Raw genomic sequence first — 21,579 nt, 5'->3', positions numbered from 1 at the left:
TTACAGCTTTTGATAGACCGCGATGGCCTCTTCAATATCGGGATAGAGGGTCAGGCTGGCATTGTTCAGCACAATCCCCATGTCACACTGCTTGCGCAGGGTATTCATATCGTGGGAGACCATGATGAGGCTCGCCGTTTCTCGTTTCTGCTTGAAGACATCGATGCACTTTTGCCTGAATCTGGCATCCCCCACCGAGGTGATCTCGTCGGTCAGATAGATGTCAAAATCAAACGCCATGCTGACCGCAAACGAGAATTTGGACTTCATCCCGCTTGAATAGCCTTTAATGGGCAGCTCGAAGTGCTGGCCTATCTCGGAAAAGCCCTTGACCCACTCCTCTACCCGGCGCGTGTCATGAATGCCATGGATCCGGCAGATAAAACGGGTATTTTCACGACCCGTCATGCTGCCCTGAAATCCACCGCTCAGCGCCAGCGGCCAGGAGACCCGACTGTGGCGGGTGATCTTGCCGCGGCTCGGCATATCCATGCCGCCAAGCAGGCGCAACAAGGTGGATTTGCCTGCCCCGTTGGCACCCAGAATGCCGATATTTTTATCTCCCGGCAGAGTGAAGTTCACATCCTTCAATACATAATTACGCCCGAATTTGGTGGGGTAATATTTGCTGACATTTTCGAGGGTTATCATTTTTTAACTTGCAATCAGTCGACGGTGGCTCAAGCGATAGGCACTCATCGCAAACGCCAGAAGTATCAAGGTGGTACCGAACAGATAATTCCAGCTCCCCCCCTGGGTTTGAAACCCTGCAATCCAGCCACTGCGAATCAACTCGAGCGCATGCACGATCGGGTTCCAGAGCAGCAGATGCTGATAATTTTGGGGTACAGCCGCTAATGGAAAAAAGACCGCAGATATCCAGAGTAGAGGACGCATAAAGATCGGAATTAGCTTGTCCACTTCGGCAGAAAGACTGCTCACAATGCAAAGCAGGGTACCGAGGCCCAATGAGAAGATCATCAGGGTGCCATACCCCATGATCACCGCCAGCGGATCATCGGGTATCGCATCAAAACCAGACCAGACCAAAATCAGGATTAATACGATGGCCACCAATATGCCGATAATGGATTCCAGTACAAAGCGGGAGAACAAGGTGGCAAAGGCTGTGACCTGACGATAGCAGAACAGTCCCTTATTCGCGCTGACGGCTGATATCAGGCGATTGGCAGTATTTTGAAACATCAAAAATGGCAAATAGCCGCTGGCAATAAACACCGGCGCCTCAACACCACCGAAACCATTGCGTTGCCTGATGCCGAATATGACACAGAATACAGCGATAGTAATCAATGGGTCCAGCAAGGCCCAGGCATACCCCATGCGATAATTTCCAAAGCGGGTCTTCAACTCCCTCATCAATAATCCGAATGTGACATCTTTCAATACCACTGCAGGACTGCGTCTTTGTATCAACATTGGGTTTGGCTTGAACACCTCAGGTAATAGATAAGAATGTGGCACTCATTTTCAATGAGTTTCCCTGCGGCCATCATCTGTATGCCAGGGCTGTCAACTACTTGTAAAACACCATAGCTACCGCACGGCAATGACAATTCCCGAATCTCATTCAAGCCACGTTTTCTAGTTGCTTTTCATTTGCCATAGCTACCGCACGGAAATGACATTTTCCGTTGTCGGGCCAGAGCAGGAACAGAGTCTCATCGCCAGAGACAAGAAACACTGACGCGCTCTTCGCTTGTCTGAGTGCTGTTGCAACCCATGATGTCTCTCTGGATCACCCGTCTCTTCGACGAGCGGCAATATAGCCACAGGCTCTTTTCGTTTCCACTCGAAACCATGAGAAAACCATGAAATAAGTGTGATTTTTCTATGAAATGTGAATTAACAAACCACAAAAGACATACTTTTCAGCATTAATCACCACCTCCATCGCCATAGACCAGATACAGAGCGCCAGACCTGATTATGAGAAATGAGGTTGAAGCGCTGGCAAGTAAGTGCTCACCAACCCTTTGCTCACCCAGCACTCTCCCATGCTGCCAGCGACCTCCACTATCGCGAGCACATTCTCATCCGTTTCCAAGCCATCACTCAGCGCTGTTTCACTCGCCAATTGACGCGGTGGCAGCAGGCGAAAATGGCACCGCCACAGAGTTTCCGTCGTGCAAAAATGAGCACAACGACACATCAAGCAAGGTAATTACTCACAAACTTGATAGCCCGTAATCCCTGCGATTATCCGCTGATTGCCCCAAGTTGATTGCGAAAAAACGTGATCACAAGCTACAATACGGCCCTGATTTTATGTCTAGCCATTATGTTAAACGGCGCATAAAGGGTGCATAATTTGATATTTGGTGGCACTAAAATATGATTTCGCTAAATGAAAGTAGCGGAGAGTTAATATGGGATGGCACAGTCATTGCCCAGCTTAGCTCCAGCGAAATTCAGGTTTTGCAATGTCTGCTGGAGAGGCCTGATGAGCTGGTAGAGAAAGAAATTTTGCTAGAGGCAGGCTGGCCAAGTAAAGTTGTACAGCAAAACTCACTGACCGTTGCTATAAAAAACATCAGAAAAGCGTTAGCAGAAATTACCGATGGCCCCATAATTGAAACGCGTCATCGGAAAGGATACATATTTCACCCTGCGGTGAACCAAAATAAAAATATCGAACTCGACTCGACAATAGATGACGATGTATTTAGCCAAGACAACTCTATTGAAGCAATAAGTTCTGATTATATTCATGAACGAAACATCCATAAGCCAGGTTCCATTCTCGCCAATATTATTTTTTACAGTGCATTCATGGCTCTTGCTTTATGGTCATTATTCATTACCACTCTCGACACAGCAATACACTGTAACAAGATCAACAAGGCAAATCTCTGTGGCTATTCAGAGCTCAGTGATGCCGACATAACATATATTGAGCAAACCGTTGGTGAATCAGCAGGAACTTACCTCTATGGATACGATAAAGAACTGGGCCAGCTTCAAATCCATAAAATGGATTAGTTTCGCTATATTACTGGTTTACTCTGTAACACCCTTTATCAATGGGCTCGGATGTGATTATCAACAGCAATATGAGCGCGATGATTTCTCATTCTACTCAACCTGCAAGTTTGGTTATGCCAAGAGCGTTGTGCATGACAAGGCCACGGGTGAAGTGCTTAAACATGAAGGCTTGTTAGGGAAACGTGGTGATACTGTCATTTTCATTGCAAATAGAGTGACTCGAACAGCACCACATCCGGACCTCCATAGCAATGTGTATTCGGTGATGCACAATGACTTTCTCTATATTGCCAAGATCATTCATAAAGATAAGGAAGATTGGATTGTCATGACCTATCCCTACTACCGCCTACAGAAGGTCAAAACGCTCGGTAAGCAGTCGTTCTGGTAACCAAACGATCCAAATCGAATTCACAGTGGTTCAAACTCTTGCAGCATAAAAGGCCTCATTTAACCCCCTAAGAGGCATGAGTTATCCTCGGGAAGATCATGCCAAAGATGTGTCTGGTTCCCATCCTCTGGGATAGTCCAAGCTGACCAGCCCCGAACCCGAGGGTGAGCAAAGTAGAGGAATTTTCACTAAGAGCTGGAATGAAATAATGTCCAACGCTGTTCAGTGATGTTCTATGCCAGTCAATACCCGATGGCATATTGAATGGTACATCAGCAAAAGTAAAATAATGAAAAAGCCCAACCTATTCAATAGGTTGGGCTTGGTATGTGGCGGAGAGACAGGGATTCGAACCCTGGGTGGCATTGCTGCCACAATTGATTTCGAGTCAATCCCGTTCGGCCACTCCGGCATCTCTCCGTGGGGAGAGATTTTTACCCAAGCTGGGCCGAGGATGCAATAAAAATTTCTTAGATATCAAATGGCTGAATCAGATATCTGGGAGCAGGCTCACAATGTGGCGCGTGCTGTTCGCGTTGCCAGGCCACCCTGCATCCACCCGACATTAACCCTCTCGCACACCCGGCCATTATCCATATCGTGATATTGCCCCATTGCCATCAGGCGTCTCTTTTTCCTGCTTGGCGCTCAAATTTATGGGTGATGCCGATTTTGGCCGGTTTCCTATGTATCCCCACATCATTGCGGGTGCGCAGCAAGCTGGTAATCATGGGCTGATTGAGGAACAATCGCGCCATTCTGGCGGCTGTGTTGATGATGTTCCGCCCCGATTGAACTGATGGATCTTCTTATGCGATTGCCGAAACTCAAGCCCCTACCCTTAACGCCCGCCCTTTCCATGCTACTGGCAGCGATCCTGCTCTGCGCCGCGCCGGCAGAGGCCAAACGCTACCCGCTGCCACCTGCCGGGAGTCGCCTCATCGGTGAGCTGGAGGATTACATCATCCAGCAGGATGAGCATCTGGAGCTGGTTGGCAAACATACCCAGATTGGTTTTTTAGCGCTACTTGAGGCAAATCCCGGTGTAGACCCCTATTTACCCAAGCCGGGCACCCGTTTGACGCTGCCTACCCAGATGCTGTTGCCCGATGTGCCGCGCGAAGGGATCGTCATCAATCTGCCCGAGCTGCGCCTCTACTACTTCCCCAAAGGCAAGCCAGAGGTGGTCGTGCTGCCCATCGGGATCGGTGACATTGGCCGCGAAACGCCGGAGATGACCACCACCGTCATCGAGAAGAATCCCGACCCGACCTGGGTGCCCGGCCCCATGGTGCGCAAATCCTGGCTGGAGCAAAAAGGGATCACCCTGCCCGCCGTGGTGCCCCCCGGCCCGGAAAACCCCCTCGGCAAGTTCGCCATGCGCCTTGGCTATGGCAAGCGCGACTACCTGATCCACGGCACCAACAAGGATTTTGGCGTAGGTCTGAGGGTGAGCGCAGGCTGCATCCGCTTGCGGCCAGACGATATCGAGGCACTGTTCAAGATGGTGCCTATCGGCACGCCGGTGCGGGTTATCAACCAACCGGTCAAGGTGGCCATCGAACCGGATGGGCGACGCTGGCTGGAGGTACACTCCCCGCTCTCCCGTACCGAAGAGGAGCTTGAAAATGGGGCCCCTTTGGTGCTATCACCGGCCATAGAGCACTTTATCGCGGCCCCTGAAGTCGCACAGGATGAAGTCTCCGCTGCACTGGACAGTAAAAATGGCCTGCCCCGGCCTATCAGTAGCTAGCTATCCAGCGGCTAGATCAGCAGTGGCTACGCCATCAGAGCCTGAGTCATACCGGAGTTGTCATACGCCATGAAATACCTGCCCCTCGTGCTCATCCTGACCAGCCACTGCTTGTGGGCAAAGGACATTCTCTGGATGAACAACGGCGATCGCCTGACCGGCACCATTGAAGAGATCGGCGAGGAGTCGGTGCGTATCGCCCTGCCCTATACCGGCGCAGTTACCGTCCAGCGGGATGCCATCAAGCGCTGGCGACTGGAGAAGCAGGATAAACCCAAGGCGACCGCCAAAGGGGGGATCAAGCTGTTCAAGGATGAGCAGAATGAGCGCAATGCCTGGCTCTGGACCGGCAATGGCGATCTCAACGTCAAACTCAAAAACAAAGACAAACACACCAACAACGTCAACTTCAAGGGCAAGACCGAGCTGGCCAATCTGGACTGGCGCTACAGCCTATCCGGTGAATACTCCTACGAAACCTCTGACAGCGTCACCGACAGCCATGATTATCAGCTCAACCCTACGCTGGACTACTTCTTCACCCAGCAGTGGTTCTTGCGTACCTCACTCGATGCCGAATATGACATGCTGGATAAAGATCGCTATCTCTACATGGACTACGGCTCGGGGCCTGGCTATCGCTTCTGGAACGATAAACGCCGCCGACTGGAGCTGATCGCCCAGGGGGGGCTAAGCCGACTCTACTTCCGTGAAGATAGCGAGATCACCGAGATTTTTCTGGGTGAACGGGTGATTGACTACCCTTTCGTCGGCATGAACTGGGATTATCGCCAACCTTTCTCCATCTGGCAGGAGAAGATGGAGCTGTTCAGCCAGGGGCGCTATCTGAAATATCTGGCACAACCCTCCCCCTATTTCACCCGTAATCAGGATTTGAAAGGCAGCATAGGGTTGCGCTACTACTTCAACGACCATCTGCGCCTCTCCTGGTCGAGTGAGCTGGATTGGGAAGATGCTGACATCCTTATCGACACAGGCAGCCCGGCCCCCCGGGAGAGCGAATTCAGACATCTGCTCAGCCTTGGCGCCAGTTTCTAAGTCCCTATCCCCAACAAGCACAGAGGAGCCATATCGGCTCCTCTGTGCTTGTTGGGCAGACAGGCTCGCTAGATCAGCCCCCAAGCCGCAACCTGGTAGATCCACACCATCGCCAGCAGGGTGCCGACCAGTCCCATGATAACGCCGATCCGCACCATCTGGCGGCTCTCCACCAGGCCGGTGGCGTGGGCCAGCGCATTGGGCGGGGTACTGATGGGCAGCGACATTCCGAGCGAGACCGAAATGGTCACCGCCAGGATCAGGGTGTGACTGCCGCCCCACTCAGCCAGCTCCGGCATGCTGACCGCCAGCGCCGCGACCAGTGGCAACAGCAAGTTAGCGGTTGCGGTATTGGACATAAAATTGGCCATCACCACCGCCAGCAGACAGGCTCCGACCAGCACCGCCAGCGTGGAGTAGTCATGGAACGGAATATGGGTGATGAGTCGCTCCGCCAGACCGGAGTCCTCCAGTGCCAGCCCTAGCGCGATACCACCCGATACCAGCCAGAGCACGTCGAGAGAGATCTTGTGCAAATCATCTTTGGTGATGATGCCGGTGGTCAGGAACACCGCTACCGGGATCAGGGCAACCACATAGGAGCTCATGCCATGAAGATCCCCCAGCAGCCAGAGCACTATGGTGGTGATGAAGGTGAGGTAGACCACCCAGGCACGGGGGGTCTGCATAAAGCGCCCCTCGATCTTGAGATCAATGCGCTTGAGGGTACTCGGGAAGAAGCGCCCCAGCAGAAACCAGCCGAGCAACAACAGTACAGCGACAAAGGGCACCGCAAACCCCATCCACTGACCGAACGAGATAGCATGCTCGCCGGTCAGGTATTTGAGCGCCACCGCGTTGGGCGGAGTGCCGATGGGGGTACCGATCCCGCCCAGGTTAGCGGCCAGCGGAATGGCCAGCACGAAGCCGATTTTAGCGGGGTCCTTGTCGGGAAAGACCGCCAGCACCGGTGAGAGAATGGCCAGCATCATGGCGGTGGTGGCGGTATTGCTCATGAACATGGAGAAGGTGGCAGTGATCAACATCAATCCCAGCATGACAATCTTGGGATCCCGGCCAAAGGGGCGCAACAGCACCCGTGCCAGATTGATGTCCAGTTGATATTTGGTGGCGGCGATAGCGAGGAAAAAACCGCCCAGAAACAGCATGATGACCGGCGAGGCAAAGGTCGCCATCACTTCGGTCGATTTGAGCAGCTCACCAAATCCCGGCTCACTCTTGCCAGCGGTCATGAACCAGAGCCCCTTGTCAGAGAGCAGCAGCAACTCCAGCACGATGATCAGCACCGAGGTGGCAAAGATGGGGATGGGCTCCAGGATCCAGCAGAGGGCGGCCAGCACGAAAATGGCCACGACCCGCTGCTCGACCACCGTTATCCCCTCCAGCGGGATCCACTGGGTCGGGATCAGCAAGATAGCAAGGCTAAGCAGTAGTGGCAGAATAATCTTGTGATTGATGGGCACTATTGTCACCAGAATAGGGAATCAGGCGCCAATAGTCGCACAATATGCTATTTCGTCAGACCTCAATGTGGCCAAAATGGGAGCTGGATAACTGCAGTGGGTCCGGTTTTGTGAGTCATATCAAGCTGGGGTCGGCGCGTAATGGCTGACACCTCACAACTGACAACAAACAGGCAAAAAAACGGGCCCACTGTGAGTTGAGCACTACAGTGGGCCCATTTCATCATTTATGCCAATCAGGGCGCTTAGAAGTAGATGCGGGTCACTGACTCGATCACGCAACCCGGGCGGCGGATCCCTTCGATCTCCACCTTGATCTCTTTGAGCAGCTCCAATCCACCCTTTATCGGGGTCACCCGTGCCAACTTGGTACGAGCACGGATCTTGCTGTCCACCTTGATGGGGTACGGGAAACGCACCTGATCCAGCCCGAAGTTCACCACCATACGGGCGGTCGGGAACTCGGGGGTGGCCTCATCGACCGAACCGGTCAATTGCGGCAGCAGCGACAGGGTCAGGAACCCGTGAGCAATGGTGGTCTTGAAGGGCGACTCGGCGGCCGCCCGCTCAGGATTGGTGTGGATCCATTGGTTATCGCCGGTTGCCGCAGCAAACTGATCGATCATCTGTTGGCTGATATGAAGCCACTCACCCACATGGGTCTCTTCGCCAACCCGAGCCTGCAGAACCCCATAGAGCTCGCCAATCTCGCCCGACAACGCCATCACGGGCTCTTGGGCCATGATCGGCTGACCGTTGGCCACTTGTGCCACGGTTGCTGCATCCTGTTGCTGTTCGCTCTGAGACTCACTCTGCAAGTCCAGTACACGTCCCAACAAAGGGTGAAGATGTGCCTTTTGCTGAAACTCACGCCAGTAGTCGCGGATCGCCGGAGAGAGCCAATCCTTGAGCTCAAAGGGGTGCTGCGCCAGAATTTCGCGCTTGCGCTTCAGAAAATCGACAACTTTCATTTACCGATCCCTATTTGATTCAATGCCGAATAAGAGGTCTAACCAGTCCTATTTTATTAAAGTTTCAGCGGTAAGTGCAAAAAAATCTCGGCGTACACGTGTACCAAGGCGGAAGTAACTACTTACACCATGTAAACCAGCACGATATGCCAATGAGGAAATCGATTACCAGAGATGCAGCCAGCAGAGGGAATTCGCGGGTTCATCATGAAAAAAGGCCCTCGTCGGGCCTTGTTGTGGGGGTTTAGCGCGCGCTCGACCAGCCGTTACGCAATCCCTCTTCATCCAGGAAGGACCAGGCAAGGATCCGGCTCACCTTGTTGCCCTGCGCCATGTCGATAACCCGCACCTGACAGGCCCCAACCCTTGCCAGCGCCTTTTTCGCCCCCGGCAAGTTCTCTTTTTTTGACACCAGCGAGCTGAACCAGAGGCACTGAGTGGCAAACTCCTTGCTCTGGGCAATCATGTTGGCCAGAAACGCCGCCTCGCCCCCTTCGCACCAGAGCTCGGCTTTCTGACCACCGAAGTTGAGCACCGGAGTCCCGGTGACCTCTTTCCCCAGATTGCGCAGCTTGCGCTCAGAGCCTTTGCTCGCCTCTTCCAACGATGCATGGAACGGTGGATTGCAAAGGGTCAGGGCAAAGCGCTCCTTCGGCCCTATGATGCCGCGAAACACATGGTTGGCATTGCCCTGCAAGCGGCACTCAATCTGATTACCCAGCCCGTTGCTCTTGGTCAGCAAGGTCGCCGCCTTGACCGACACCGGATCAATATCAGACCCCACGAAGCGCCAGCCATATTCGCGGCACCCGAGCAGCGGATAGATGCAGTTTGCCCCAACCCCGATATCCAGCACCCTCACCCCCTTGCCGGTAGGGACCTGGCCCGCGCTCTCGGCCAGCAGGTCGGCCGCCCAATGCAGATAGTCCACCCGTCCCGGAATGGGAGGGCAAAGGTAACCGGCAGGCAGATCCCAGTGGGCAATCCCGTAGTGATGGGCCAGCAGGGCGCGATTGAGAGTCTTCACCCCATCGGGATTGGCAAAATCGATAGTGCGGGTGCCGTAGTCATTGGTAAAGACGTGAGCAGCCAACTCGGGAGTTCGCAGGCAAAGCGCCTCAAAGTCGTAGCCCGCCTGATGGCGATTACGGGAGTGAAGTCCGGATTTACGGTCGCCCGACTGGGGGCCACCGGCTGATGGGATGCGGGGTTTCATACTGAGCCTGCCGAAGAAAACGGGCCCACACTATAGTGATTTGACTCGGGAAAGTCTAAACGACGGCAATAAAAAACCGGGCTATCGAGCCCGGTTCAAGTGAGGTTGGAAAAACAGTCCGTACTGCGAGCCGTTTGTCCAGCCTGACTCAGATGTCGATCCGGCGAGCTTGCCAGAACTTGCTGCGCCAGTATTGGCTGTCCAGCTTGGAGCGCGTCACCCCGGCGCGGGTCGAGGCGTGGATAAATTCACCATTGCCGACGTAGATACCAACGTGGTTGAGACGACGATTGATTTTGAAGAAGACCAGATCACCTTCGACCAGATCCTGCTTGGAAACGCGTGTCCCTTCGTGGACTTGGGAGCGGGTATCACGGGGTAATTCGACACCGACGGCATTGCGGAACACTTCACGGGCAAAGGCGGAACAATCGATACCACGCTGGCTACTGCCACCCATCCGGTACGGAACGCCACGCCACTCTTTATATACAGTCAGGATTTCATTCACATCGGGTGTCTGGGAAGCTTCTGGTTCAATGACAGGTTCAACCATGGAAACTTCGATCTTGCTCGCGACCTCGGTCTGGGGTGCCGAGGCACAACCCACCATTCCGAGCGCGACCAGCAGTAGCATCAGGTGGCGCAATCCTTTATCCCCGCTAAATAGTCAATCTTGTTAAAATACGGCCCCAAAGGGCAATTTATAAGGCAACAGCACCCGACTATATCCAAGAATTCTATCGAGGCAAGTGAAAATCCCTATCGAGCTCACATTTTTGCAAGGTAATGCACTATTTTTCATAATTAATGTGATCATGCCCAAACAATATACAATCGCTAAAAGAGCCTTGGGGCTCATAGATAACTGACTTTTATCCCTGCTTCAGCACCTTTTTTAAGTGAATAACAATGATCGAAACCGATCTTTTTTTGTTAAATTCAGCCGCTGTATGCCAGCAACAACTGCTGCAATTACCACAGTGGCTGTCGGACAATGAACGGCATATCTGGCAAACAATTACCCATCCCGCTCGCCGTCAGGAGTACCTGATAAGCCGCGCCCTCTTGCGCCAGCTACTGGCCGAACGGCTGCAACAAACCGCCGCCAGCTTGCAATTTTGTCAAGATGAACACGGGAAACCACGGTTGCATGATAATGGCTGGCACTTCAACCTCAGCCACAGTGGCCACTGGCTGGTGCTGGCGCTCTGCCCGCAGGGGCCGTTGGGGGTGGATCTCGAACTGGGCAAACGGCGGCATCATCCCCTCCCCCTGGCCCGTCGATTTTATGCACAGAGTGAATATGAGTGGCTCTGTGCGCTGCCCGCTAACGAGCAGGAGCGCGCCTTCTACCGGCTGTGGTCGCGCAAGGAGGCGGTACTGAAAGCCCACGGGGGCGGCATAGCCGCGGGGCTCGAAAAGGTGTGTTTCATCCCGAATGAAGAGTGGCGACTCGACAATCGGCTGGATAACCTTACTTATCAGGTGCAGGATTGGCCCTTTGCCAACGGCTGGCTGAGCCTGGCCGGGGCGGCAACCACGGTGAATGTTTACCGACTGGATGAGCGCTTGAATTGCCTGCCTATCAACCCCATGTTACTTACCACCCTTATTAAAGAGTCCAACTCATGATCGTCGATATTACTCCCCAGAATTTTCACGCCGAACTGATCGATGCGTCCATGAAGAAACCGGTCGTCATCTACTTCTATGCGCCGCAGATGCCGGAGTGTCAGGGGATGACGCCGCTGATCGAGTCTTTGGTTGGGCCCGTCAATGAGCAGGTCACCCTGGCCAAGGTGGACATGAACGATCCCCAGCTGCAGCCACTGGCCAGCCAGCTCGGCCTGCGCGCCCTGCCAGCGCTGGTGCTGTTCCATCAGGGACGACCTGATGAGCAATCCATTATTGAAGGCCCGCAGGATGAAGCAACCTTGCGTCAGTACTTCGCCGCATTTGCCCCCAAAGAAGAGGAAGAGCTGCTGAGCAAAGGACAGCAAGCGCTGACGGAGGAACAGCCCAGCATCGCCTATGCCCACCTGACCAAGGCCCACCAACTGGCGCCCGAGCGCCACGACATCAGCCTGTGGCTCATTCAGGCGGCGCTTGATCTCAATTTGCTAGAAGAAGCGCAGGAGCGCCTCGGCACCATCCCGATGGTGGCACAGGATGATCACTTCCTTACCCTGAGCTCACGACTGGCGCTAGCGCTGCAAGCGGCAGACAGCCCCGAGTTGCGGGCGCTGGAAGCCCGCCATGCAGAACAACCCAATGATTTTTCCCTGACCCAGGAGCTGGCTGTGCAATACCACCAGGCTGGCCGTCAAGAAGAGGCATTGAGCTTGTTGCTGGAGATCCTCAAGCGGGACTTGGCATTCGGCGATGCCAGAAAGACCTATCTCGATATTCTGGCAACCATGGGCAGCACAGCGGCGGCACAGAACTACCGTCGCAAACTCTATAGTCTGCTCTACTGATCAGAGTCGAACTGGCTGGTAATGATGGGGGAGTGCCGGGAGACCGGCATGACCTCATGGGTCACAGGTAAAGACAGGGACATGCAGACAGGGAAACGGTGAATTTCAGGCAAAAAAAAATGGCGCATAATTGCGCCATTTTTTTCGCATGGATTACTTCTTGTAAGAAGTAGCCATGTTGTCGATGCGCTGGTTAGCACGCATAGCTTCTTGCTTGGCTTCAGAAACATCAGCAGCAATTTTGGATTGATCAGCACGAACAGCGCTAACATCTTGAGCCAGTTGGTCAACTTTGTTAGACAGATTCTGAACGGAAGTTTCCAGTTCGCTGGTGTTTGCACAACCGCCCAGCAGAGCGGACAGACCAACAACACCTACCAACAACAATTTTTTCATTTTTAAAGCTCCCTTGAACTCGCCAGACGTTTAGCAAGCGGCGTGATTATGGCACAAAAAAATCATACTTTGCATAGTCCCCACCACAGATAAACGCATTAAAAGCCTCATTTTTTTTCGAGTGGACAGTTTTTATCCAAAATCTCTAAAAAATGAGTGCCGCATGGTGGAAACACAGACAGAGGTTACCCAACTTTTTGCCTTATTACAATTTCGTATGAGGCTTAAGCTGTTCGATCTGACGCCGATTGACGGTATTGCACCAGATCTTCAATGGTCAGTACCGGCATCCGGTGCTGCCGACCAAACGAAATCAGGTCAGGCAGCCGTGCCATGGAACCATCTTCTTTGGTTAATTCGCACAACACACCGAACGGTTTGAGACCGGCGAGTTGCATCAGATCGACCGTGGCTTCGGTATGACCACGGCGGGTGAGCACACCACCGGTACGTGCCCGCAGCGGGAAGACATGACCCGGGCGATGCAGATCCCCCGGTTTGGCGCCATCGGCAATGGCAGCACGGATGGTGGTGATGCGATCGGCCGCAGAGACACCGGTGGTCACCCCCTGCGCCGCTTCGATGGTGACAGTGAAAGCAGTCTGGTAATGGCTGGAGTTGGCGTCCACCATCATCGGTAGTTCCAGCTGACGACCCCGTTCGTCGGGCAGGCAGAGACAGACGATGCCGGAACACTCGCGGATCATCATCGCCATCTGTTCATTGGTCATGGATTGAGCGGCGAAAATAAGGTCACCCTCGTTCTCCCGATCTTCATCATCGGCCACCAGCACGCCGCCACCGGCACGCAAAGCTATCAGGGCCGCTTCGACACGGGCAATGGGATCACCGAATTCACTGAGTAGAGACTGATTCATGGTAAAACTCCTAAACAAGACAAGGACCAGAATCAGGGCACGGAAAGGCAGACAGAGATAAGCATGCAGCAGCCAGCCCACCCTGGGCCAACGCGGCAATGTCTGTCTTATCCTCTTTCATCCGGACTATCACCGTCGGCTCCGGCATCTCACCGGATCTGCTGACCCCGAACCGGCAATCTGCCAGGTCGGGCGCTCGCGGGCTCCCCGAGTCAATCGGGATACCGCCGGTGGGGAATTGCACCCCGCCCTGAGAATAAGCGCAGACAGCCTAAAGAAAAACGGTTGCAGATACCAGCCAAAATCCCCCGCGGGCTGAAAACCGTTTCAACACCGTATCAAATGAGTGCCCTCAACGGCCGACTGACTACCGCACCACCTTGGCTGGCGAAGTACTTTATGGTGCGGATCGGTTTATGGCATAGTTCCCCCCCACAACAACCATAAACAGTGCCTCGAAATGAGAGCCTGAATAAATGCGCTCCCTGCGCAGACAGCGGCGCCAACACCACAAACGGAAAATGACAGAGATGGAAAAGAAAATACTGCTCACGGATTGCCCGGATGCCAAAGGGCTCATCGCCAAGATCACCAACATCTGCTACAAGCACCAGCTCAACATCATCAAAAACGATGAGTTTGTGGATCACGAGAATGGCCGCTTCTTTATGCGTACCGAGCTGGAGGGGCGTTTCAACGACGAGACCCTGCTGGCAGATCTGGACGATGCCCTGCCCGCTGGCGCCGAGCGTCGTCTGGTCAAGGCAGGCAAGAAGCGTATCGTCATTCTGGTGACCAAGGAGACCCACTGCCTTGGCGACATTCTGATGAAGAACTACGCGGGCGCGCTGGATATGGATATCGTCGCGGTGATCGGCAACTACGACACCCTCGGCGAGCTCACCGGCAAGTTCAACATTCCGTTCCACACCGTCAGCCACGAACAGCTGAGCCGTACCGAGCATGAAGAGCAGGTGCGCGCCATCATCGACAGCTATGAGCCTGACTATGTGATCCTGGCCAAGTACATGCGGGTGCTGACCCCCAGCTTCGTTGAAGCCTACCCCCGCACAATCCTCAACATCCACCACTCTTTCTTGCCCGCCTTCATCGGCGCCCGCCCTTATCAACAAGCGTTCGATCGCGGGGTCAAGCTGATCGGCGCCACCGCCCACTTCGTGACCAACGATCTGGATGAAGGCCCCATCGTCGAGCAGGATGTGATCCACGTCGGCCACGCCTTCAGTGCCGACGACATGGCCAAAGCGGGCCGGGATGTGGAGAAATCGGTGCTGAGCCGCGCGCTGGAGCTGGTGTTGAACGAGCGGGTATTCGTCTGCGGCAACAAGACGGTGGTGTTCAAGTAATCCGCCAACGCGGCACGTATGCAAATGCCAGAAACAACAACGGCTCCCGCGGGAGCCGTTGTTGTTTACACACCATCTATCAAAGCGGCAAATTATTCACCGTCACGGCACCCTTCACCAGCTTCAGCTCGGAGGTCAGTTTTTGCTGATCGGCCTTCAGATAACCCATCAGGGTCAACTGATCGAGCATCGGGGCCAGTTGCGGCACCGCCTTGCCCAACTTGTCGCTGAGGCTGGCATGCAGTTGGCCACTCAGTGCCTGCATCCCCTCCTCGCTATTGAACAGCTGCTCCAGCGAGGTGGACGCCAGCACCACATCCCCTTTCATGGCGACAGCTTCACCGTTGAGCTTGGCACTGAGGTCGGCCAGCTCCAGGGTTGCGCCACGTTTGAGCATCTTGTCCAGCGCCTGCTGGATGGCGCTATCCTCAATCCCCTGACCGCTGGCAGCCTGCAGACCCTGATACCCTTCCAGATCCAGCCCCTTGAGGTTAAGCGCCAGCTTGCTGTCAGTTAATGCCAAGGTATCGGTTTCACTCTCCAGATCGAGTTTGGCAATCTTCATCTGATAACTGCTGGAGAGGGTTTGGGCATTGTCCCCTGTCAGCTGGGTCGTGGTGGTCAGCCCCTGCAACGATACCTTGACGCTATCGGGCAGTTGCAAGGTCAGCGCCGCCAGTGCCATTTCACTCTGGGGAGAGAGCATGACACCGCTGATCTCGGCGATGTCGGCGCTGCCCTTCAGGTCGGCCAGCACCAGATCCATCTTGCTCTGCTCTTCGTGGACCGTCATGCCCTGCCAGGTCATGGTGAGGTGACCACTCCCTTCCAGATCGCCGTGGAACTCACCGCTCAGTGGCAAAAAATTAAACTCGTCCAGCCCCTGTTTGACCTTGAACTCGTTAGCCCAAAAGCGGCTGCTGTTGGCTTGGGTCCAGAGGCTACTCACTGACTCCAGACCTAATTGCCACTGCTCCATCCCCAACGTGGCAAACACCGGCGCCAGAGAGCCTTGTTTGGTATCAAGCAGCACGTTGCTTTTGATATAGAGCGGCAGGATCCTGCTGGTCACGACAAACTGCAGATCCAGTGGTTGATCCCCTTGCAGATTGCCATCGAGTGCCGCCATCTCCTGCGGGCTGACCACCAGCTTCAACACCCCGTCGCGCGCGAACAGATTGCTGTTGCCCGGCAGCCACTGCAGTTCCAGGCCCGTCTCATTCTTCACCTTGGCAATCTGCTCCGCCACTATGTTATCGAAGCTGTTTCCGGTGTACCAACAGGCAGCCAAACCACCACCTACCAATGCCGCACCCACGGCGAGGGCCACTATCTTTTTCATAAATCCATGTGTCTCCTAGGAGTTGTCACTGCACTCTACGGGGCGGACTCGGGACGAGGCAAGTCCAATCAGATGGCAAGCCAACATTCTGCCGGCTCGCCACAGCGTCACAACAAGGGACTGAAGAGATAGAAGATGTTCTCCATCGCCTTTTTGTACCAGGGGCGCGCCTGCCATTTGGCCAAGGTCATCGGGGTCGCTTCCATCATATAACCCTGCACCAGGCGAGTCATCTGGGCCACGAAGGCCGGATTATCGACCAGTAGCGTCACTTCGAAATTGAGCCAGAGGCTGCGACGATCCAGGTTAACCGTGCCCACCAGCGCAAAATCATCGTCTACCAGCACGCTCTTGGTATGGAGCAAACCGGCATCATAACGATAGATCTCCACCCCGGCCGCCAGCAGCTCTTCCATAAAGGCATTACAGGCATAGTTAGCCATGATGGAGTCGTTGCGTTCGGGCAATACCAGTTGCACCTGCACCCCGCGGGCGGCCGCCGAGCTGAGCGCTGCCGCCAGTGGATCATCAGGCACGAAGTAGGGGGTGGTTAACACCAGATGGCTACGGGCTTGATAGATGGCCAGCAGCAGGCTCTGCTGAATACAATCGCCACCAACGAAAGGACCCGACGGGATAAGCTGGGCACGGTAGTTGGTCTGGGGCCAGACCTCAGGATCATGCTGCAAACTGTCGAGCAACCGCTCGCCGGTCTCCATCTCCCAATCCCAGACGAAGATGGACCACATCAGCGGTACCATGGGGCCCTGTACCCGGATCATGATATCGACCCACTGGCCGACGCCGGCATCCTGTTTGAAGAAACGGGGATCCACCATGTTCATCGAGCCGGTGTAACCCACCCGGTCATCGATCACCACCAGCTTGCGGTGCATCCGCAGATCCTGGCGCTGGAACAGAATGCGCCAGGCGCCGACCGGCAGCACCTCCACCAGTTTGACCCCCGCCTTGCGCAGCTTTTTCGGCCATGGAGAGCGGAAGAACTGTTTGCTGCCCACCGAATCGAGCAACAAACGACAATCCACGCCGCGCATCGCCACCTCAATCAACGCCTCGCATACCTGGTCAGCATCGCCACCCGGGTGCCAGATGTAGAACTCCAGATAACAAGACTGGGAGGATTGACGAATATCGCGCACTATTTCGCGTAATATCGATTCGGGTTTGTTCAGCAGCGTCATGCGATTGCCAGACAGCATCGGCATCCCCAAGCGACTCTGGATCAAATCGTGCAAAGGCAGCGCCTTGGCACCCACCTCACAACAGTGCTGGGGAAACAGACGGGCCAACTGACGCGTCCAGATAGCATAAGGGCGGTACATGGCCTGGGCACGCTCAGCGCGGCGGCGACCCAGTTTGATCTCGCCAAACAAGATGTAGAAGCCTACCCCGGCAAACGGAATGGCATAGATAAGGGCCAGCCAGGCCAGCGATACCCCGATGGGACGCCGCTTCATGATCACCCGAAACGACACACCGGTGACGATCACGGTATGAAAAAGCAGTAGCAGCCAGCCCAAAAAACGGGAGAAAAGCAGGTGGAGATCGTATTCCAGACCGTTGAGCAACGGGGACTCCTTGTGATCGACAAACTGTGCGCTGGGCAGACCCAACATGGCCAAAATGGTATGCTGTAAGACAAATCCATTCTATCAGGTCGCCCCCATGATCCTGCAATCTATGCTGCTGAGTCTGGCTATGCTAAGCCAGGGCTCATATGACATCAATGAGCAACAGATAAACCAGTACCTGCAATCCCAGGTACAAGTCGACAAACAGCTGGAGCTGCCGGGCATCATCAAGGCCCATGTGCAACTGGAGCAGAGCGATGTGCAAATTGGTCGCCAGCGCCCCGATACCGCCCGAGTCTATGGCAAGGGCAAGCTCAAAATAGCCCTGCCCGACAATACCGAATATGACGCCCGCCTGCAGATGACCTATGAGGCGAGACCCCGCTATGACAAGGCCCAGAGCGCGCTATTTCTCGATAACATGAAGCTGGTGGAGTACAAGCTGGAGCCGGAGGCGGCCGAGAAAAAATTCGGGCTCATGCTCGGCATGCTGTTGCAAAGCATGGAGAAACGGCTGGAGAGCAAACCTGTCTACAAACTCAATGACAAGGATCCGGATCAGGCCTGGCTGAAGGAAAATCTGCTGGGACTGGAGTTGTCACCGGGCAAGATCCATCTGCTGACCAAGCCTCGTTGACCACTTAATTCGGGAGGAGCTGGGTGCTTTCTCGTATCAGTAGCTCAACCTGATAGCCTTGCTGCTGCTGCCGCTCATACAGTGAGAAGAGTGACCCACTCAATCGGTTGAGCGGCATATCGGCAAAACCGGCCTTGAGATAAAACGGCTTCTCGAAAGGCAGCGCCTGGCAGACCACCGGCTTTTCGAGCAAATCGCGGCAGGCATGTTGCAACAGGCAAGAACCCAGCCCCAACGACTGATAGTGGGGCAACAGGCGAAAGCCGCACAAGTGATAGAACTCCTCTTCGTCCCGCAACCGCACCGCCCCTACCAACCAGTGCGCGTCACGTACGACAAAGATCCGCTCGGCCAAATCCGGCACATAGTGGGAAAATGTCGTCTCGTAATAGTCCCTGATGAGAGAGAGGTCGGCGTCGCAGTACTCTTCGAAAGTGAGTTCCATCGCCAGCTTGCTTGTCACAGACAAATCCTTTGATAATCAATTATTAGTGCCAGATACGGTGTGCTAATCCGACCAGATGACGCCAGCACGATAGCATGCCTTTCGTCAACAAAAAAGCGGGCATCATGGACACCTTGCTTACCCGGAGGAAGAGGCCATGACCCACCGCCTGACGACCAAAACAGGGCTTCATGATGACTACCCTTTATTGCGGTGGATACTTTGATCCCGGTCACCGAATCGGATCATTTGCATCCTGTTGGCCGCTTGTTCTGCCCTCGTCATGATGCTTTACTCAACATGGTCTTCACAGGAAGGAGTGTTACGGTTGAAAGCATGGATGCTGGCAGGCCATATGTTGTTGATCCCCCTGAGCGGATGGAGCCAGACTCCCCCGCCCGCGGAGGTGATCTTCCTGACCGCAGCCCCCTCCCCCTTGCGTCCGGCCAATGATGCCGCGCCCGCGCCGCAACCCGAAATCGCTCAAACGGCGGCAATCGCGACTAGCGGCAAGAAGCAGATCCAGGTCTATAAATCGGTGCAGCAGAACGGGGTGGTACGCTACTCCGACATGGCTCCCGAACAGGGCCACTACGAGCTGCTGCTGTTCAACGACTGCTTCGCTTGCGATCCCAAATCCAGCGTCAACTGGCAGACCACAGGGCTGTTCCTCTATGACTATGCCAGCACCATCAAGGCTGCCGCCAAAACCTATCAGGTTGAACCGGCGTTGATCCGGGCCCTGATCCATGCCGAGTCAGCGTTTAATCCGTTGGCGGTTTCCCGCAAGGGGGCGATGGGCCTGACCCAGCTGATGCCTGCCACTGCGCAAGAGCTGGGGGTCGGCAATGCCCTGTTGGCGGAGCAGAACATCTTCGGTGGGGTAAAATACCTGGCAGGCTTGCTGAGGCAGTATGGCGGCAATGTGACGCTGGCAACCGCTGCCTATAATGCCGGCCCGGGAGCCGTACAAAAACATGGTGGTGTCCCGCCCTATGCAGAAACACGCGCCTATGTGGAACGCGTCCAGCTATTGCACCAACGCTACAAAGATATGCTGCAGGCCAAGGGGCTCTAGTCGCTCAGCCAAGCACTGCCAGCACCAACCAGAAACAAAAAACACGCCCGCAGGCGTGTCGATACCACACTTTTGTTTGAACGATTACTTCTGCTCAGTCGCCACCAAGCGATAAGCCAGCGCACCCAGAATGGCACCGACAATCGGGGCAACCCAGAACAGCCACAGCTGGCTGACAGCCCAGTCACCGACAAACAACGCGACACCGGTACTGCGAGCCGGGTTGACCGAGGTATTGGTCACCGGAATGCTGACGAGGTGGATCAGGGTCAGGCACAGGCCGATGGCGATCGGCGCGAAACCGGCAGGGGCGCGGCTATCGGTGGCACCCATGATGACGAACAGGAAGAAGCCGGTCATCACCATTTCACACACCAGTGCCGCAGTCAGGCTGTAACCACCCGGAGAGTGCTCACCGTAGCCGTTGGAGGCAAAACCGGCTGAGAGATCAAACCCGGCCTGACCACTGGCAATCACATAGAGCACAGCTGCAGCGGCTATGCCACCCAGCACTTGCGCCACTATGTAAGGCAGCACACCGGATGCAGGGAAACGACCACCCGCCCACAGACCAACGGTAACGGCCGGATTAAGGTGGCAACCGGAGATATGGCCGATGGCAAACGCCATGGTCAACACGGTCAGACCAAAGGCCAGCGAGACCCCCAGCAGACCGATCCCCACATGCGGAAAGGCCGCTGCCAGCACAGCACTGCCGCACCCGCCCAATACCAGCCAGAAAGTACCCATAAACTCAGCAGCAACAGGTTTCACATTCATTCTCCCAATGAGATAACAGCAAAAAAGACTCAAAAAAGCCTCAGATTCAATAAGCGCAGCATTATGGGAGTGTCACTCGAGAATACGAACCTTACAGACGCGGGTCACTTTTTGTGACGAACATCACAAACAATTGATTAAATGAGATTTTTATCACTATAGAGGGGTGGCATATGGTGCTGTCACTGCAAACATGGTGCGACAAAAATTGACGCCACATGTCAGGAGCGCTCGTATATCGCTCAGCTAACGTGCCATATGCCCTGCGGGCGTGAAGCGGCTGACAACCTGCCCTTGATGCTCGATCCACTCCATGAACATAGCGACAGGGCGAGCATAGACCTGACCATCCTGCTCGGATTGATAGATCACCAGCTGCTCCTGGGTTTCGGTATGCAGGGCGAGGGTGAGCACTTGATAGTAACCCCCCTTGAAGTGGCGATAACGGCCAGGAACGGGTGCATGCATGGGAATGCCTCAATATGGGTGGGTCGATGCGATGACATGGCTCGCCGAGTATGGCTAACCCAATCAGCCGGTACCAGCTTGCCTCAAAGAACAAAGGGGATAAGACATTTTTGTAAACAAGCTCATCGTGCCAGCGGATACCAATATTTCAACACAGTCGGGTATCTTTGTTAATCAGCCCACCATCTTTCACTGGTAACCTCTAGTCACACAAACGATCGTGCTGAATTTAACGT

Annotated in this window: 22 protein-coding genes, 1 tRNA gene and 1 riboswitch; of the genes, 9 read left to right on the top strand and 14 right to left on the bottom strand. The window is 54.7% G+C overall.

Annotated features, from left to right (window positions below):
* Positions 1–651 carry an ABC transporter ATP-binding protein gene (locus CK911_RS03345; protein WP_058055852.1) on the bottom strand — a complete coding sequence of 217 codons (651 nt, stop codon included), beginning with the start codon at positions 649–651 and terminating at the stop codon, positions 1–3.
* Between the two features lie 3 nt (positions 652–654).
* A complete protein-coding gene (locus CK911_RS03340) occupies positions 655–1,440 on the bottom strand; it encodes an ABC transporter permease (RefSeq protein WP_098972425.1) in 786 nt (261 codons plus the stop codon).
* 915 nt (positions 1,441–2,355) lie between these two features.
* Here CK911_RS03340 and CK911_RS03335 point away from each other — a divergent pair.
* Together CK911_RS03335 and CK911_RS21080 are read left to right on the top strand one after the other, a co-directional pair.
* Positions 2,356–3,003 carry a winged helix-turn-helix domain-containing protein gene (locus CK911_RS03335; RefSeq protein WP_098968979.1) on the top strand — a complete coding sequence of 216 codons (648 nt, stop codon included), beginning with the start codon at positions 2,356–2,358 and terminating at the stop codon, positions 3,001–3,003.
* Complete coding sequence (locus CK911_RS21080; protein WP_157774519.1) at positions 2,954–3,397, top strand: hypothetical protein; 444 nt, start codon at positions 2,954–2,956, stop codon at positions 3,395–3,397. The genes CK911_RS03335 and CK911_RS21080 overlap by 50 nt, the downstream gene beginning before the upstream one ends.
* Positions 3,398–3,727: 330 nt before the next feature.
* Here the strand turns inward: CK911_RS21080 and CK911_RS03330 are convergent.
* A tRNA-Ser gene (locus tag CK911_RS03330) sits at positions 3,728–3,817 on the bottom strand.
* Positions 3,818–4,256: 439 nt separating this feature from the next.
* Between CK911_RS03330 and CK911_RS03325 the strand changes: the two genes are divergently transcribed.
* Positions 4,257–5,150: a L,D-transpeptidase family protein gene (locus CK911_RS03325; protein ID WP_253860408.1), complete on the top strand. Its 894-nt coding sequence runs from the start codon at positions 4,257–4,259 to the stop codon at positions 5,148–5,150.
* 69 nt (positions 5,151–5,219) lie between these two features.
* Positions 5,220–6,209 (top strand): DUF481 domain-containing protein, encoded by a 990-nt coding sequence (locus CK911_RS03320; RefSeq protein ID WP_098968977.1) that lies wholly within the window; start codon positions 5,220–5,222, stop codon positions 6,207–6,209.
* Positions 6,210–6,277: 68 nt separating this feature from the next.
* Here CK911_RS03320 and CK911_RS03315 read toward each other — a convergent pair whose 3' ends face one another.
* The 4 genes from CK911_RS03315 to CK911_RS03300 all read right to left on the bottom strand — a co-directional run bounded on the left by CK911_RS03315 (position 6,278) and on the right by CK911_RS03300 (position 10,517).
* Positions 6,278–7,693, bottom strand: a complete 1,416-nt coding sequence (locus tag CK911_RS03315) for a DASS family sodium-coupled anion symporter (RefSeq protein WP_098968976.1) — start codon at positions 7,691–7,693, stop codon at positions 6,278–6,280.
* Between the two features lie 245 nt (positions 7,694–7,938).
* On the bottom strand, positions 7,939–8,664 hold the full coding sequence (locus tag CK911_RS03310) for a MaoC family dehydratase (protein ID WP_042021205.1): 726 nt from the start codon (positions 8,662–8,664) through the stop codon (positions 7,939–7,941).
* A gap of 244 nt (positions 8,665–8,908) precedes the next feature.
* Positions 8,909–9,880 (bottom strand): 23S rRNA (adenine(1618)-N(6))-methyltransferase RlmF, encoded by a 972-nt coding sequence (rlmF, locus tag CK911_RS03305; protein ID WP_098968975.1) that lies wholly within the window; start codon positions 9,878–9,880, stop codon positions 8,909–8,911.
* Positions 9,881–10,028: 148 nt separating this feature from the next.
* Positions 10,029–10,517 (bottom strand): C40 family peptidase, encoded by a 489-nt coding sequence (locus tag CK911_RS03300; RefSeq protein ID WP_042021200.1) that lies wholly within the window; start codon positions 10,515–10,517, stop codon positions 10,029–10,031.
* 275 nt (positions 10,518–10,792) lie between these two features.
* Between CK911_RS03300 and CK911_RS03295 the strand changes: the two genes are divergently transcribed.
* Together CK911_RS03295 and CK911_RS03290 are read left to right on the top strand one after the other, a co-directional pair.
* Complete coding sequence (locus tag CK911_RS03295) at positions 10,793–11,515, top strand: 4'-phosphopantetheinyl transferase superfamily protein (protein ID WP_098968973.1); 723 nt, start codon at positions 10,793–10,795, stop codon at positions 11,513–11,515.
* Entirely contained in the window at positions 11,512–12,360 is an 849-nt protein-coding gene (locus tag CK911_RS03290; protein WP_098968972.1) for a tetratricopeptide repeat protein, read from the top strand. Before CK911_RS03295 ends, CK911_RS03290 begins: the two co-directional genes overlap by 4 nt.
* A gap of 153 nt (positions 12,361–12,513) precedes the next feature.
* On the opposite strand, the gene CK911_RS03285 is transcribed toward CK911_RS03290, so the two are convergent.
* Both CK911_RS03285 and ribB read right to left on the bottom strand, forming a co-directional pair.
* Positions 12,514–12,756 carry an Lpp/OprI family alanine-zipper lipoprotein gene (locus CK911_RS03285; protein WP_042021193.1) on the bottom strand — a complete coding sequence of 81 codons (243 nt, stop codon included), beginning with the start codon at positions 12,754–12,756 and terminating at the stop codon, positions 12,514–12,516.
* Between the two features lie 224 nt (positions 12,757–12,980).
* Positions 12,981–13,634, bottom strand: coding sequence for a 3,4-dihydroxy-2-butanone-4-phosphate synthase (ribB, locus tag CK911_RS03280; RefSeq protein ID WP_098972423.1), 654 nt, complete (start codon positions 13,632–13,634; stop codon positions 12,981–12,983).
* Between the two features lie 105 nt (positions 13,635–13,739).
* A riboswitch (FMN riboswitch) is annotated at positions 13,740–13,896 on the bottom strand.
* A gap of 268 nt (positions 13,897–14,164) precedes the next feature.
* Here ribB and purU point away from each other — a divergent pair.
* Entirely contained in the window at positions 14,165–15,001 is an 837-nt protein-coding gene (gene purU, locus CK911_RS03275) for a formyltetrahydrofolate deformylase (RefSeq protein ID WP_098972421.1), read from the top strand.
* A gap of 79 nt (positions 15,002–15,080) precedes the next feature.
* On the opposite strand, the gene CK911_RS03270 is transcribed toward purU, so the two are convergent.
* Together CK911_RS03270 and cls are read right to left on the bottom strand one after the other, a co-directional pair.
* Positions 15,081–16,343, bottom strand: a complete 1,263-nt coding sequence (locus CK911_RS03270) for a DUF945 family protein (protein ID WP_098968971.1) — start codon at positions 16,341–16,343, stop codon at positions 15,081–15,083.
* Positions 16,344–16,450: 107 nt separating this feature from the next.
* Positions 16,451–17,932, bottom strand: a complete 1,482-nt coding sequence (cls, locus tag CK911_RS03265; protein WP_042021374.1) for a cardiolipin synthase — start codon at positions 17,930–17,932, stop codon at positions 16,451–16,453.
* A 97-nt stretch (positions 17,933–18,029) separates the two neighbouring features.
* Here cls and CK911_RS03260 point away from each other — a divergent pair, with 97 nt between their 5' ends.
* The gene (locus CK911_RS03260) at positions 18,030–18,572 is read left to right on the top strand and encodes a DUF1439 domain-containing protein (protein WP_042021372.1); all 543 of its coding nucleotides are present in this window, start codon (positions 18,030–18,032) and stop codon (positions 18,570–18,572) included.
* Positions 18,573–18,576: 4 nt separating this feature from the next.
* Here the strand turns inward: CK911_RS03260 and CK911_RS03255 are convergent, their stop codons facing one another.
* Positions 18,577–19,017 carry a GNAT family N-acetyltransferase gene (locus CK911_RS03255; RefSeq protein WP_042021371.1) on the bottom strand — a complete coding sequence of 147 codons (441 nt, stop codon included), beginning with the start codon at positions 19,015–19,017 and terminating at the stop codon, positions 18,577–18,579.
* 340 nt (positions 19,018–19,357) lie between these two features.
* Between CK911_RS03255 and CK911_RS03250 the strand changes: the two genes are divergently transcribed.
* The gene (locus CK911_RS03250) at positions 19,358–20,095 is read left to right on the top strand and encodes a lytic transglycosylase domain-containing protein (RefSeq protein ID WP_172954084.1); all 738 of its coding nucleotides are present in this window, start codon (positions 19,358–19,360) and stop codon (positions 20,093–20,095) included.
* Positions 20,096–20,179: 84 nt separating this feature from the next.
* Here CK911_RS03250 and aqpZ read toward each other — a convergent pair whose 3' ends face one another.
* Positions 20,180–20,869 carry an aquaporin Z gene (gene aqpZ / locus CK911_RS03245; RefSeq protein ID WP_042656004.1) on the bottom strand — a complete coding sequence of 230 codons (690 nt, stop codon included), beginning with the start codon at positions 20,867–20,869 and terminating at the stop codon, positions 20,180–20,182.
* A gap of 252 nt (positions 20,870–21,121) precedes the next feature.
* Positions 21,122–21,343 (bottom strand): DUF1653 domain-containing protein, encoded by a 222-nt coding sequence (locus CK911_RS03240; RefSeq protein ID WP_042021186.1) that lies wholly within the window; start codon positions 21,341–21,343, stop codon positions 21,122–21,124.
* Positions 21,344–21,579: the final 236 nt, after the last annotated feature.

The sequence above is a fragment of the Aeromonas sp. CU5 genome (assembly GCF_002586745.1).
Lineage (GTDB): Bacteria > Pseudomonadota > Gammaproteobacteria > Enterobacterales > Aeromonadaceae > Aeromonas > Aeromonas sobria.
Note: the sequence above shows the minus strand (reverse complement) of the source record. Positions and strands in the feature narration are given on the sequence as shown.

Excerpts from the sequence above, each read along its gene's own strand:
- CK911_RS03335 (WP_098968979.1), top strand. The coding sequence starts at position 2,356 with ATGATTTCGCTAAATGAAAGTAGCGGAGAGTTAATATGGGATGGCACA.
- CK911_RS03340 (WP_098972425.1), bottom strand. The coding sequence starts at position 1,440 with ATGTTGATACAAAGACGCAGTCCTGCAGTGGTATTGAAAGATGTCACA.
- CK911_RS03295 (WP_098968973.1), top strand. The coding sequence starts at position 10,793 with ATGATCGAAACCGATCTTTTTTTGTTAAATTCAGCCGCTGTATGCCAG.
- CK911_RS03290 (WP_098968972.1), top strand. The coding sequence starts at position 11,512 with ATGATCGTCGATATTACTCCCCAGAATTTTCACGCCGAACTGATCGAT.
- purU (WP_098972421.1), top strand. The coding sequence starts at position 14,165 with ATGGAAAAGAAAATACTGCTCACGGATTGCCCGGATGCCAAAGGGCTC.
- CK911_RS03285 (WP_042021193.1), bottom strand. The coding sequence starts at position 12,756 with ATGAAAAAATTGTTGTTGGTAGGTGTTGTTGGTCTGTCCGCTCTGCTG.
- CK911_RS03300 (WP_042021200.1), bottom strand. The coding sequence starts at position 10,517 with ATGCTACTGCTGGTCGCGCTCGGAATGGTGGGTTGTGCCTCGGCACCC.
- ribB (WP_098972423.1), bottom strand. The coding sequence starts at position 13,634 with ATGAATCAGTCTCTACTCAGTGAATTCGGTGATCCCATTGCCCGTGTC.
- CK911_RS03320 (WP_098968977.1), top strand. The coding sequence starts at position 5,220 with ATGAAATACCTGCCCCTCGTGCTCATCCTGACCAGCCACTGCTTGTGG.
- CK911_RS21080 (WP_157774519.1), top strand. The coding sequence starts at position 2,954 with ATGGATACGATAAAGAACTGGGCCAGCTTCAAATCCATAAAATGGATT.
- CK911_RS03310 (WP_042021205.1), bottom strand. The coding sequence starts at position 8,664 with ATGAAAGTTGTCGATTTTCTGAAGCGCAAGCGCGAAATTCTGGCGCAG.
- CK911_RS03270 (WP_098968971.1), bottom strand. The coding sequence starts at position 16,343 with ATGAAAAAGATAGTGGCCCTCGCCGTGGGTGCGGCATTGGTAGGTGGT.
- CK911_RS03255 (WP_042021371.1), bottom strand. The coding sequence starts at position 19,017 with ATGGAACTCACTTTCGAAGAGTACTGCGACGCCGACCTCTCTCTCATC.
- CK911_RS03250 (WP_172954084.1), top strand. The coding sequence starts at position 19,358 with ATGCTGGCAGGCCATATGTTGTTGATCCCCCTGAGCGGATGGAGCCAG.
- rlmF (WP_098968975.1), bottom strand. The coding sequence starts at position 9,880 with ATGAAACCCCGCATCCCATCAGCCGGTGGCCCCCAGTCGGGCGACCGT.
- CK911_RS03345 (WP_058055852.1), bottom strand. The coding sequence starts at position 651 with ATGATAACCCTCGAAAATGTCAGCAAATATTACCCCACCAAATTCGGG.
- CK911_RS03260 (WP_042021372.1), top strand. The coding sequence starts at position 18,030 with ATGATCCTGCAATCTATGCTGCTGAGTCTGGCTATGCTAAGCCAGGGC.
- CK911_RS03325 (WP_253860408.1), top strand. The coding sequence starts at position 4,257 with ATGCTACTGGCAGCGATCCTGCTCTGCGCCGCGCCGGCAGAGGCCAAA.
- CK911_RS03240 (WP_042021186.1), bottom strand. The coding sequence starts at position 21,343 with ATGCATGCACCCGTTCCTGGCCGTTATCGCCACTTCAAGGGGGGTTAC.